Raw genomic sequence first — 12,480 nt, forward strand, 5'->3', positions numbered from 1 at the left:
CCTTCTCTCCACGGAAACCTGTGCGAAGAGGCGCGGCCAAGCTGACCGCTGGTGTGGGGTCTGCTCAGCGTTTCACATTTCCGCCTGATTTCCTACCCGGCCGGGGTGTCGCGTGTCCTCGCGTGTCTCCCCGCCTCAGCCCACCGGCTCGAGGAGGGTGGGGTCCGCGGGATCGACGGTGCGCGTGTTGCTCACCTTGCGGTCGACGACGTGACCCCGGAGCGTGGCCGCGACGTCGGCGGACGTGTGATCGAGCATGGCGAGCGTGTCGAGCTTGCTCTGCCCGGTGAGCTTCTCCGGCGTGAGCCAGGCGTCCCAGGTGTCCGGGGTCAGGAAGGCGGGCATCCGGTCGTGCACCTCGCCACCGGCGTCGCGTGCCTCCCTCGTGACGACCACGAAGCACCGCACCTTCTCACCGTCGTGCTCCATCGACCACGTGAGACCGGCGGCCGCGAGCAGTCCGTCTCCGTGCAGGAAGTGCGGGGTCTTGTGTCCTTTCTCACCCGTCCACTCGAAGTACCCGCGCATCGGCACGAGACAGCGGGCCGCGGAGAACGCCGGCGCCCAGAAGCCGGCTGCGAGCTTCTCCATCCGCGCATTGATGAGGGGTGCGCGCTGTGGCCGGTTGGGAGGACTCTGCCAGTCCCACCGCACGAGTTCGAGGATGCGTCCCTCACCGCGGTCTCGCACGATCGGCGCGCTCTCCGTCGGCGCGATCGAGTACGCGCCGTGCCAGGACTTCCACCAGTCCTCCGGTCGGCCGCCCTCGGCCACGAACTCACGGATCAATTCGTCCGTCGCCGCGTCGTTCGCGAATCGTCCGCACATCTCGTCGCCTCCATCTCTCCGGTCGCGCGCCCCGCAGCCCGCATCGCCTCCATCATGCGGCATGGCGCGGACATCACCGTGTCAGACGACCTCGATCACCGTGCCGGCGGTGAGCCTCGACAACTGTGTGAAGGTCAGCGGCATGACAGTGTGCGGATGGCCAGCCGCCGCCCAGATCACGTCGTGCTCCAGGAGGGACCTATCGATGAAGGTCGGCAGGGGCTCAGGATGGCCGGCGGGGGCCACTCCGCCGATGGCCTGCCCGGTGGCGGCACGGACGACGGCAGGGGGTGCCATGACCACCGCCCCCGCCCCGATGCTCCGTGCCAGCACCGCGAGGTCCGCCCGGTGCCCGCCGCTGGTCATCACGAGGACGGGCTGACCGTCGGCGAGGAAGACGAGGCTGTTGGCGATCGCGGCGACCTCGCACCCGATCGCGGTGGCCGCCGCCGCGGCGGTGCGCGCCGAGTCCGGAAGGACCCGGATCTCGGTGCGCACTCCGGCCGCGAGCAGGTGCTCCTGCACCCGTCGGCTGCGCTCGGGGAGGGGAGGGTCGTCGATCATGCCCCCACGCTAGCCGAGCGCCTCAGCCGGCGTCGCCGACGAGGATGGCCGCTGCGTCCTCTGCTGTCGCGTCGGCGGGCTCGTCGTCGATGTGCGCGAGGACCTTCCGGCCGAGCAGGATCGTGAGCGCGGCGAGCAGGACAGCCGCGGCGGCGAACAGGTATGGCACGGTGGCGCTGAACAGGTGCCACAGGAGAGCCGCGATCGGCGGGGCCATCGCGCCGCCGAGGAAGCGCACCGCGGAGTAGGCCGAGGAAGCGACGGAGCGGGGCAGGTCCGTCGCCTCCATGACGGCCTCCGTCAACACCGTGTTCATCACGCCGAGCAGCAGGCCGCCCACGATGATGCACACGACGAGAGCGACCGGCTCGGCGACGACCAGGCCTGCGGCAACGAGATCGAGGGCCAGCAGCGGCAGTACGGTGAGGATCACGCGGGTCCTCGGCATGCGACGCATCAGGACGGGGGCGACCCAGACGCTGGTGATCGCGAGGGCCACGCCCCAGCCGAAGAAGGTGAGACCGATCCCCATCGCGCCGAAACCCAGCGGGAAGGGGGAGAACGCGAGCAGGACGAAGAACCCGATGTTGTAGAACAGGGCGGCAACGGCGAGGATCGCGAGCGCCGGGCGGCGTAGGGCGGTGAACGGAGCGGAGAATTTCACGGGCGTGCGCTTCTCACGCGGCCCCCGTAGCAGCACCAGGACGGCGATGAACGCGATGGCCATGAGAGCGACGACGCCGAAGAATGGTCCGCGCCAGCTCTGCTCGCCGAGGATGCCGCCCAGCAGCGGACCCACGGCGATGCCGAGGCCGAGGGCCGCCTCGTACAGCACGATCGCCGCACTGCTGCCACCGGCCGCGGCGCCCACGATCGTGGCCAGCGCCGTCGAGATGAACAACGCGTTGCCCAGCCCCCAGCCGGCACGGAATCCGATGACCGCGTCGACGCTGCCGCTGATCGCACAGAGGAAGGCGAACACGACGATCAGCCCGAGGCCGACGAGCAGAGTGGCCTTGGCGCCGATCCGGCTGGAGATCCAGCTCGTGACGAGCATCGCGAGGCCGGTGACCAGGAGGTAGCTGGTGAAGAGCAGCTCTGTCTCGACCGGTGTGGCCTCGAGAGACTCCGCGATCGCCGGCAGGATCGGATCGACGAGTCCGATCCCCATGAAGGCGACGACGCAGGCGAAGGCGACGGCCCAGACTTGGGCGGGTTGCCTCCAGACCGAGGAAGCGGGGGAAGCGGGGGCGGTGTTCAACGGAGATCTCCTGTTCGGTCTGCGGAGGTCCTCGCGGCGAGGATCTCTGCCGCGCGGGTGAGGGCGTGCCAGTCGTCGTCATCGAGGTCGGCGAAGCGCGGAGCGATCGTCGCCCGGAACTCGGAGCGCCAGGCGGCCAGGGCCGCCGTCCCGTCCGGGGTCACGGCGACGACGGTGGCACGGGAATCGTCGGGGTCGGAGGACCGGTGCACGAGACCCTCGCGTTCGAGGGTGCCGAGGAGCCGGGTCATTCCGGGTTGCGTCGTGCGGGCGGCCGCGGCGAGTTCGCCGACCCGGTGGGGCCCCGACTGGTCGAGCAGGCTGAGGACCCGCCACTGGGCGGCCGGTGCCTCATTACCCGCATCCTGAGCGGCGATGCGTCCCAGTGCGTAGCTCGACAGGACGAGGGAGGGGATGACCTCGGAACGATTCATACCATTGAGTATATATCGAATGGTATGTGTCGAAGGTCAGCGCCGGGCGTGCGCGATCCTGGCCGAGAGCTGATGCGCGTGGGCGAGGAGTATCCGACCCAGCTCGGCCTGACGCTCGGGTCCGAATCGGAAGGCGACACCGGTGAGGCTCAGTGCCCACTCCGGTCGCCCGGCCCGATCGAACACCGCCGCGCCGAGACCCCAGCTCCCCTCGACGATCAGGCCCGGGTTGACGGCGAAACCCCGCTCCTTCGTCTCGGCGAGGCGCTTCCGCAGCGGGCGCTCGCCATGAGCGCGTCCCCAGGTCTCGATGAGCTCCGGGTGGCGCTCCAGGTACGCATCCACATCGTGGTCGGGGAGGAAGGCGAGGATCGCGAGGCCGGCGCTCGCGACTCCGAGCGGGAATCGCACTCCCTCGCTGAGCACGAACGAGCGGATCGGGAAGGAGCCCTCCTCGCGCAGCAGGCACACCGTCTCGTCCGCGCGCCGGACGGAGAAGAACGCGCTCTCCTCGGTCTTGACGGCGAGCGACCGCACGATGTCCCGGGCCAGACCGGTCACGTCGTACCGGGCGGCGGCGACGGATCCCATGAGGAACAACTCGGGCCCCGGCATCCACCGATTGCTGTCGGGATCGCGGTCGACGAGCCCCTCGACCCGCAGGGCGCTGAGGAGGCGGTGCGCGGTCGGTCGCGAGAGGCCAGCGTTACCGGCGAGGTCGTGCAGGGTCGCACCGTCGGTCCCGGCGGACGTGACCAATCGCAGAAGACGCGCGGCCCTGGCGACGGCCTGGGCGCCGGGGACGGCGTTCGTCGCGGATTCCATATCGTGGACGCTAGTGCGGCGCGAGTCCACATCGCAAGAGCGCGGTGGCCGGATGTCCCGGGTGAGCGGGAAGCTGAAGGAGACACGGAACCGAAGGAGCAGACGTGATCGACAAGCAATGGGAATCCGCGGCAGCTGCGGTCGCCGACATCCCGGACGGTGCCTCGCTCGCGGTCGGAGGCTTCGGGCTCTCGGGAAACCCGATCGCCCTCATCGAGGCACTTCTCGCCCAGGGCACGACCGATCTGAGCGTCGTGAGCAACAACTGCGGCGTGGACGATTGGGGCTTGGGCGTCCTGCTCGCGGCGCAGCGCATCAGGAAGATGACCTCGTCCTATGTCGGCGAGAACAAGGAGTTCGAGCGTCAGTTCCTCTCCGGTGAGCTCGAGCTCGAGCTCACGCCCCAGGGCACGCTCGCCGAGAAGCTGCGCGCCGGCGGTGCGGGCATCGCCGCGTTCTTCACGCAGACGGGCGTCGGCACTCAGGTGGCCGAGGGCGGCCTGCCCCGTCGGTACCACTCCGACGGCTCGATCGCGGTGGCCTCGCCGCCCAAGGACGTGCGCACCTTCGCGGTGCACGGCGAGTCCCGCGAGTTCGTGTTGGAGGAGGCGATCACGACCGACTTCTCCCTCGTCCACGCGGCGCGCGGCGACCGGCACGGCAACCTGATCTTCACCAAGGCGGCGCGGAACTTCAACCCGCTCGCTGCGATGGCCGGACGCGTCTGCATCGCGCAGGTCGAGCGGCTCGTCGAACCGGGCGAGCTCGACCCCGATGCGATCCACCTCCCCGGGGTGTTCGTGCATCGGATCGTCGAGGTCGGCGAGGACATCCCCAAGCGCATCGAGCGGCGTACGGTCGCCGCGGAAGGAGCCTGACATGGCGCTCACGAGAGATCAGATGGCAGCGCGCGCCGCGGCCGAGCTGCCGGACGGGGCGTATGTGAATCTCGGCATCGGCCTCCCCACGCTCGTTCCGAACCACGTTCCGTCGGACGTGACCGTGGTGCTGCAGTCGGAGAACGGCATCCTCGGAGTGGGGCCGTACCCTCGGGAGGACGAGGTCGACCCGGATCTCATCAACGCCGGGAAGGAGACGGTGACCACGCTCCCCGGTGCGGCGTTCTTCGATTCCGCCCTCAGCTTCGGCATGATCCGCGGCGGAAAGATCGATGCCGCCATCCTCGGGGCGATGCAGGTCTCCGCTTCCGGCGACCTCGCGAACTGGATGATCCCCGGCAAGATGGTCAAGGGCCCGGGGGGTGCGATGGATCTCGTGCACGGCGCCGGACGGGTGATCGTGCTGATGGAGCATGTCGCCAAGGACGGCTCGCCGAAGATCGTCGACGAGTGCGCGCTGCCGCTGACCGGACGCGGCGTCGTGGATCGGATCATCACGGACCTCGCGGTGATCGACGTGACCCCGGAGGGCCTCGTTCTGGTCGAGCTCGCCCCGGACATCACGGTGGAGCAGGTACGGCAGGCCACGGAGCCGCCGCTCCGTCTCGCCCCCGAACTGCAGATGGGAAGGACCGACAACCATGAGTGAGAACGATGTCGTCATCGTCGCCGCCGCGCGCACCCCGCAGGGCCGGCTGAAGGGGCAGCTCGCCGCGTTCACGGCGCCGCAGCTCGGGTCGTTCGCGATCCGCGGTGCGCTGGAGCAGGGCGGGGTGGACCCGGGAGACGTCGACGCGGTCATCGTCGGCCAGGTGCTGGCCGCGGGATCCGGGCAGAACGCTGCCCGCCAGGCGGCGATCGGCGCAGGGATCGGCTGGGACGTCCCTGCTCACTCCGTGAACAAGGTGTGCCTCTCCGGACTCACCGCCGTGATCGACGCCGCGCGCATGATCCGGACCGGGGACGCCGAGGTCGTCGTCGCGGCGGGCATGGAGTCCATGACCCGCGCGCCTCACCTCCTCATGGGCTCCCGCGACGGCTGGACCTACGGCACGGTCGAGGTGCTCGACCACATGGCCTACGACGGCTTGACCGACGCGTACGACCGGGAGAGCATGGGCGCGTCCACGGAGCGGCACAACGCGCGCTACGAGCTCACCCGGGAGGCCCAGGACCAGGTCGCGGCGCTCTCGCACCAGCGAGCCGCCGCAGCGCAGGAGAGCGGCGTCCTCGACGCGGAGATCGTCCCCATCGAGGTGCCGCAGCGTCGGGGCGAGCCGGTGCGGGTGACCCGCGACGAGGGGGTCCGCCCTGAGACCACGGTGGAGACCCTCGCGGGGCTCCGAGCGGCCTTCGCGGAAGGCGGCTCGATCACGGCGGGCAACTCCTCACAGATCTCGGACGGTGCCTCCGCCGTGGTCGTCACGATGCGGGGGACCGCCGAGGCCAAGGGGTGGCCGGTGCTCGCGACCGTGGGGGCGAGCGGCCAGACCGCAGGGCCCGACAACTCACTCCAGGCGCAGCCCGCGCGGGCGATCGAGCAGGCGTGTCGCAAGCAGGGGATCACGCCGCAGGATCTCGACCTCGTGGAGATCAACGAGGCGTTCGGAGCCGTGGTGGCCCGTTCGCAGACCGAGCTCGGCCTGGACAGCGAGATCGTCAACGTCCACGGTGGCGGCATCGCGATCGGTCATCCGATCGGCGCGTCCGGCAACCGACTCGTCGTCCATGCCGCGCACGAACTCGCCCGTCGGGGCGGGGGCACAGCCGTAGTCGGTCTGTGCGGCGGTGGCGGTCAGGGGGAGGCGCTGGTCCTCACGCGCTGACGACGTCGACTCGGGGGTACGTCAGGATCGCTTGTCCTGGGCGTGCGCCTGCGCGTCGGCCAGAGCCTTCTGCGACCGGAACTGCAAGCGCTGCGCCTTCTTGGACTTCTTCACCGACTGCGGGGAATCGGCGTCCACGGGTATGCCGCGACGCTCACGACGCATATCCACGACGGCCCCGACGGCGAGTGCCATGGTGATGCCCCAGCTCACCCACGACAGGAGCGAGCGCCAGGTGATGGGTTCGTTGCGGGTGCCGCGCAGCAGCGAGATCCCTGCCGAGATCGCGGCGACGAGTCCGGTGCTGAAGAGGTAGCGCATGCCCCTACGGTACCCGCAGGCGGCCGGCGGCCGGCGGAGCCTTGACAAGGCGGGGGAGCGGCTGGCAGAGCGTCCACCCAGCCACGCCGGATATCATGGAACGGTCGCGGTTCACCCGCGGCCGCACACACCGTGTATCTACCGGCCGTCGGCATCTCCGACGGACAGCGGCGGCACCCGACATCGCGTCGTCGACGCGCGAGAGCCATGACACACGCCAGCACCACGCCCGATCTCGCCGAGCCGAGCCTCTTCCGTCTCGCCGGCCTGCCCTACTTCCTCATCGCGTTCATCGCCCGTCTGCCGTTCGCGATGATGGTCGTCGGCGTCCTCACCGTCGTCGTGTCGGCGCGCGAATCACTGTCCCTCGGCGGGCTCACGTCCGCTGCCGTCGGCCTCGGCACCGCGTGCTTCGGACCGCTCCTGGGCGCCGCGGCCGACCGCTTCGGTCAGCGCACGGTGCTCCTCGCACTCGCGGTCGGCAACGCGGCGATGCTCCTGCTCTTCACCGCCGTGGTGTACGGCCCCGCCGCGGACGGATTCGTGCTCCTCGCGGCAATCGGCATCGGCGCGACCGCCCCGCAGGTGGCGCCTCTCTCTCGCTCACGGCTGGTGACGATCATCGGAGAGCGGATGCCCGCGGAGCGTCGAGCGCGCACGGTCTCCGGCACGATGGCGTACGAGTCCGCCGCCGACGAGACGGTCTTCGTGTTCGGCCCGTTCCTCGTAGGCGTGCTCGCATCGGCCCTCGCGCCGTGGGCACCGCTGGTCGGTGCCGCCGTGCTGACCCTGGTGTTCGTCGGCGCCTTCGCCCTGCACCCGAGCGGACGGCACGTGTCGCAGGATCGCACGGACGACGGCCGAGCTCCGTCCTCCGTGTCCGAGCTGTTCCGGCCGCAGCTCCTCATCGTGGTCCTCGGCATCCTCGGGGTCGGTATCTTCTTCGGCACGATGCTCACCTCGCTCACGTCCTTCATGGCCGACCTCGGCGCGCCGGAGCAGGCGGGTCTGCTGTACGGCGTGATGGGTGTCGGATCGGCCCTGCTGGCCCTCGGCGTCGCGTGGCTCCCCGCCCGGTTCACCCTGCGGGCGCGGTGGCTCGTCTTCTCCGGGATTCTGCTCGCCGGCTCGCTGCTGCTGGGTGCGGTCGATTCGCCGGGGGGGATGATGCTCGCCCTGGCGATCATGGGCATCGGCATCGGCCCCACGCTCGTCACCCAGTACAGCTTCGGCGCCGCGCGGAGTCCGCGCGGGCGGTCGGCGACCGTGATGACGATGCTCGGCTCCGGCGTGGTCGTCGGCCAGTCGCTGGGCGCCGCGGTGGCGGGGGAGATCGCGGAGAACGTCGGCACCTCCGCCGCGCTCGTCCTCCCGATGATCGCCGCAGGGATCGCCTTCGCCGCCGGTGTGGGAAACTGGGCGCTCAGCGGTGTGCACCGCACGACCGCCGCTGTCAAGGCCTGAGCGCCGACCGGCGGGACGCGCGCATCCTCGATAGGTTGGAAGCTCCCGGACCGAGGAGTGCCCCTGTGACCGCTGCTGATTTCGTCGTCGTCGCCAACCGCCTCCCGGTGGACCGGGTCGTGGGCCCCGACGGCGAGGAGACCTGGCGGACGTCGCCCGGCGGCCTCGTCGCCGCGCTCGAACCCATGATGCGCCGCGTCCACGGCGCCTGGGTCGGCTGGCCGGGTCAGCCGGACGTCGAGCTCCAGCCCTTCGAGGGCGACGGCATCCACCTCATCCCGGTGGCGCTGAGCGCCGACGAGGTAGCCGACTACTACGAGGGCTTCGCCAACGACACGATCTGGCCGCTCTACCACGACGTCATCGCCCCGCCCCAGTACCACCGCGAGTGGTGGGACGCGTACGTGCGCGTGAACCGCCGCTTCGCGGAGGCCGCCGCGGCGGCGGTCGCGCAGGACGGCACCGTCTGGGTGCACGACTACCAGCTCCAGCTCGTGCCGCAAATGGTGCGCGAGCTTCGCCCCGACGTCACGATCGGCTACTTCCACCACATCCCGTTCCCCGCCCACGGCCTGTACGCGCAGCTGCCGTGGCGCGACCAGGTGCTCCGCGGGCTGCTCGGCGCGGACGTCATCGGCTTCCAGCGGGCGCAGGATGCCACGTACTTCCTGACCGCGGTCCGCCGTCGGCTGCGCTACGAGGTGAAGGGGTCCAGCATCACGATCCCGGATCAGGATGGAACGCGCACGGCGGTGGCCAAGGCCTTCCCGATCTCGATCGACACCGCGCCGTACCTCGAGCTGGCGGCCAGGGAGGACATCCGAGCGCGCGCCGCCGAGATCCGTGCGAGTCTCGGCAACCCGAAGCGCATCCTCCTCGGCGTCGATCGGCTGGACTACACCAAGGGGATCGGACACCGGATCAAGGCGTACGGCGAGCTCCTGGAGGACGGTCGCCTCGACGTCGACGACGTCACGCTCATCCAGGTGGCCAGCCCGAGCCGGGAGCGCGTGGACGCCTACGCGCACCTCCGGGACGAGATCGAGCTCGCGGTCGCCCGTATCAACGGCGACCACGACACGGTCGGCCACTCCGCCATCCGCTACCTCCACCAGGGCTACCCGAGGGAAGAGATGGTCGCGCTGTATCTCGCTGCCGACGTCATGCTCGTGACGGCGCTGCGCGACGGGATGAACCTCGTCGCGAAGGAGTACATCGCCACACGGACGGACAACCGCGGCGTGCTGGTGCTCAGCGAGTTCACCGGGGCGGCGGACGAGCTCCGTCAAGCCGTGCGCGTGAACCCCCACGACATCGCCGGACTCAAGGACGCCATCATGGAGGCGGTCGAGATGTCACCCGCCGAGCAGGCCCGTCGCATGCGTTCGCTCCGCCGCCGGGTCCTGGACAACGACGTGAATGCCTGGTCGTCGTCCTTCCTCGAGGCCCTCGCGAACGTCCGCGGTCGCTGAGTCCCCTTCCGCACACCCCCCTTCCTCGATCGGAGACACCGTGACGCGCCCCTGGATCCCCGGAACCGCAGACGCCGACCTCACCGCTCTCGCGACGACCCCGCGGCTGGTCGTGGCTCTCGACTTCGACGGCACCGCGTCCCCGCTGGTCGTGGACCCCATGGCTGCCAGGGCCCTGCCCGAGGTCGTCGTGCAGATGAACCGCCTCGCTGCGATGCCCGACACCGTCGTGGCTTATGTCTCGGGGCGGAGCATGCACGACCTCCGTGAGATCACCGAGCACACCGACGACTCCGTGGTCGTCCTCGCCGGCTCCCACGGCGCCCAGTACTGGTTCCCCGGGGAGGGCGCCGCCGACGCGCCGGGCGATGCGACCGAGGCGGGAGCGCGCGAGGAGCTGTGGGCCGCCGCGCGGCCGATCATCGACCGTTACGAGGGTGCCGAGCTGGAGCCCAAGACCTTCGGCATGGGTGTGCACACACGGCGCGCGGACCGCGAGACCGAGGAGAAGGTCTTCGCCGAGATCGACGCCCTCGTCGCGGAGCGCTTCCCGCACTGGCGACGACGGGCCGGCCATCGGGTGCTGGAGTTCTCGTCGCGGAACGAGGGCAAGGACGCCGCCATGATCGCCCTTCGCGAGCGTTTCGACGCGACGGGCATCCTGTTCGCCGGAGATGACGTCACCGACGAGGACGCGATGCGGGTGCTGCAGGAGGGGGACCTCGGGGTACGCGTCGGACCGGGCGAGAGCGCCGCCACGTTGCGTGTGGACTCTCCACAACAGATCGCCGCGCTTCTGGAGACGCTCGCGAACGAGAGGGTCGTCGCGCAGGAATAGACTCTCGTCATGTCCTCGCATGATCCCTCCACCAGCGCGCCCATCGACATCAAGCCCCGCAGCCGCGTCGTCACCGACGGCATCGAGGCGACGACCTCCCGCGGCATGCTCCGCGCGGTCGGCATGGGGGACGCCGACTGGGACAAGCCGCAGATCGGCATCGCGTCGAGCTGGAACGAGATCACGCCCTGCAACCTGAGCCTCGACCGGCTCGCGCAGGGGGCGAAGGAGGGCGTGCACTCCGGCGGCGGTTATCCGCTGCAGTTCGGCACCATCTCCGTCTCCGACGGCATCTCGATGGGCCACGAGGGGATGCACTTCTCGCTCGTGTCGCGCGAGGTGATCGCGGACTCCGTCGAGACGGTCATGATGGCCGAGCGCCTCGACGGCTCGGTGCTGCTGGCCGGTTGCGACAAGTCGATCCCCGGCATGCTCATGGCGAGTGCGCGTCTCGATCTGTCGAGCGTGTTCCTGTACGCGGGATCGATCGCGCCCGGCTGGGTCAAGCTCTCCGACGGCACCGAGAAGGACGTCACCATCATCGACTCGTTCGAGGCGGTCGGCGCCTGCCGCGCCGGCCTCATGAGCGAAGAGGACCTCAAGCGCATCGAGTGCGCGATCGCTCCCGGTGAGGGAGCCTGCGGTGGCATGTACACCGCCAACACGATGGCCTCCGTCGCCGAGGCGCTGGGACTCAGCCTTCCTGGCTCCGCCGCGCCGCCCGCTGCCGACCGCCGTCGCGACTACTTCGCGCACCGCTCGGGCGAGGCCGTCGTCAACCTGCTCCGTCAGGGCATCACGACCCGCGACATCCTGACCAAGGAGGCGTTCGAGAACGCCATCGCGCTGGCGATGGCCCTCGGCGGCTCCACCAACGTCGTCCTCCACCTTCTCGCCATCGCTCGCGAGGCCGAGGTCGAGCTGAGCCTGCACGACTTCAACCGCATCGGCGACAAGGTCCCGCACGTGGCCGACATGAAGCCGTTCGGCAAGTACGTCATGAACGACGTGGACCGGCACGGCGGCATCCCCGTCATCATGAAGGCGATGCTCGACGAGGGGCTCCTGCACGGTGACGCGCTGACGGTCACCGGCAAGACGCTCGCCGAGAACCTCGCCGACCTCGACCCGCAGCCGATCGACGGCGAGGTCATCCACACGTTCGACAACCCCATCCACGCCACCGGAGGGCTCACGATCCTGCACGGCTCGCTCGCGCCGGAGGGCGCCGTGGTCAAGACCGCCGGCTTCGACGCGGCCGTCTTCGAAGGCCCCGCACGGGTCTTCGAACGCGAGCGTGCCGCCATGGACGCCGTCGCTGAGGGGTCTATCGAGCCGGGGACCGTGATCGTCATCCGTTACGAGGGCCCCAAGGGCGGACCGGGTATGCGCGAGATGCTTGCGATCACCGCGGCCATCAAGGGCGCGGGGCTCGGAAAAGATGTACTACTCTTGACGGACGGACGATTCTCAGGCGGCACAACCGGCCTGTGCATCGGCCACATAGCACCCGAAGCGGTGGACGCAGGTCCCATCGCCTTCGTGCGCGATGGTGATCTGATACGGGTCGATATCGCAGCTCGTTCTCTCGACCTACTCGTCGACGAGGCGGAGCTCGCCTCCCGCCGCTCCGGCTGGGAGCCGCTTCCCCCGCGCTACACCCGAGGCGTTCTTGCCAAGTACTCGCGCCTCGTGCGGTCCGCCGCCGAGGGAGCGACGACCGGCTGATCCATCGACCGGCTCTGAAT

Annotated in this window: 13 protein-coding genes; 7 read left to right on the forward strand and 6 right to left on the reverse strand. The window is 70.0% G+C overall.

What is annotated here, in order from left to right:
• Window positions 1-135: 135 nt before the first annotated feature.
• The 5 genes from FY549_RS11435 to FY549_RS11455 form a co-directional block, all read right to left on the reverse strand.
• Entirely contained in the window at window positions 136-828 is a 693-nt protein-coding gene (locus FY549_RS11435; protein ID WP_149085128.1) for an SOS response-associated peptidase, read from the reverse strand.
• Window positions 829-909: 81 nt separating this feature from the next.
• The gene (locus FY549_RS11440; RefSeq protein WP_149085129.1) at window positions 910-1,392 is read right to left on the reverse strand and encodes a YbaK/EbsC family protein; all 483 of its coding nucleotides are present in this window, start codon (window positions 1,390-1,392) and stop codon (window positions 910-912) included.
• A gap of 22 nt (window positions 1,393-1,414) precedes the next feature.
• The gene (locus tag FY549_RS11445) at window positions 1,415-2,653 is read right to left on the reverse strand and encodes an MFS transporter (protein ID WP_149085130.1); all 1,239 of its coding nucleotides are present in this window, start codon (window positions 2,651-2,653) and stop codon (window positions 1,415-1,417) included.
• On the reverse strand, window positions 2,650-3,087 hold the full coding sequence (locus FY549_RS11450) for a MarR family winged helix-turn-helix transcriptional regulator (protein WP_149085131.1): 438 nt from the start codon (window positions 3,085-3,087) through the stop codon (window positions 2,650-2,652). The genes FY549_RS11445 and FY549_RS11450 overlap by 4 nt, the downstream gene beginning before the upstream one ends.
• Window positions 3,088-3,123: 36 nt before the next feature.
• Window positions 3,124-3,912: an IclR family transcriptional regulator gene (locus FY549_RS11455; RefSeq protein ID WP_149085132.1), complete on the reverse strand. Its 789-nt coding sequence runs from the start codon at window positions 3,910-3,912 to the stop codon at window positions 3,124-3,126.
• A 104-nt stretch (window positions 3,913-4,016) separates the two neighbouring features.
• Here FY549_RS11455 and FY549_RS11460 point away from each other — a divergent pair, with 104 nt between their 5' ends.
• The 3 genes from FY549_RS11460 to FY549_RS11470 are packed head-to-tail and all read left to right on the forward strand — an operon-like array spanning window position 4,017 to window position 6,637.
• Window positions 4,017-4,790, forward strand: coding sequence for a CoA transferase subunit A (locus FY549_RS11460; RefSeq protein WP_149085133.1), 774 nt, complete (start codon window positions 4,017-4,019; stop codon window positions 4,788-4,790).
• 1 nt (window position 4,791) lies between these two features.
• The gene (locus tag FY549_RS11465) at window positions 4,792-5,460 is read left to right on the forward strand and encodes a CoA transferase subunit B (protein ID WP_187614861.1); all 669 of its coding nucleotides are present in this window, start codon (window positions 4,792-4,794) and stop codon (window positions 5,458-5,460) included.
• Window positions 5,453-6,637, forward strand: a complete 1,185-nt coding sequence (locus FY549_RS11470; protein ID WP_149085134.1) for an acetyl-CoA C-acetyltransferase — start codon at window positions 5,453-5,455, stop codon at window positions 6,635-6,637. Before FY549_RS11465 ends, FY549_RS11470 begins: the two co-directional genes overlap by 8 nt.
• 21 nt (window positions 6,638-6,658) lie before the next feature.
• On the opposite strand, the gene FY549_RS11475 is transcribed toward FY549_RS11470, so the two are convergent.
• The gene (locus FY549_RS11475) at window positions 6,659-6,958 is read right to left on the reverse strand and encodes a hypothetical protein (protein WP_149085135.1); all 300 of its coding nucleotides are present in this window, start codon (window positions 6,956-6,958) and stop codon (window positions 6,659-6,661) included.
• A 207-nt stretch (window positions 6,959-7,165) separates the two neighbouring features.
• Here FY549_RS11475 and FY549_RS11480 point away from each other — a divergent pair, with 207 nt between their 5' ends.
• The 4 genes from FY549_RS11480 to ilvD all read left to right on the forward strand — a co-directional run bounded on the left by FY549_RS11480 (window position 7,166) and on the right by ilvD (window position 12,460).
• Window positions 7,166-8,422, forward strand: a complete 1,257-nt coding sequence (locus tag FY549_RS11480) for an MFS transporter (protein ID WP_149085136.1) — start codon at window positions 7,166-7,168, stop codon at window positions 8,420-8,422.
• 65 nt (window positions 8,423-8,487) lie between these two features.
• Window positions 8,488-9,894 carry a trehalose-6-phosphate synthase gene (locus FY549_RS11485; protein ID WP_149085137.1) on the forward strand — a complete coding sequence of 469 codons (1,407 nt, stop codon included), beginning with the start codon at window positions 8,488-8,490 and terminating at the stop codon, window positions 9,892-9,894.
• 40 nt (window positions 9,895-9,934) lie between these two features.
• Complete coding sequence (gene otsB / locus FY549_RS11490; RefSeq protein WP_149085138.1) at window positions 9,935-10,732, forward strand: trehalose-phosphatase; 798 nt, start codon at window positions 9,935-9,937, stop codon at window positions 10,730-10,732.
• A gap of 9 nt (window positions 10,733-10,741) precedes the next feature.
• Window positions 10,742-12,460 (forward strand): dihydroxy-acid dehydratase, encoded by a 1,719-nt coding sequence (gene ilvD, locus FY549_RS11495; RefSeq protein ID WP_149085139.1) that lies wholly within the window; start codon window positions 10,742-10,744, stop codon window positions 12,458-12,460.
• Window positions 12,461-12,480 lie beyond the last annotated feature (20 nt).

The sequence above is a fragment of the Microbacterium sp. 1S1 genome, from assembly GCF_008271365.1.
Classification (GTDB): domain Bacteria; phylum Actinomycetota; class Actinomycetes; order Actinomycetales; family Microbacteriaceae; genus Microbacterium.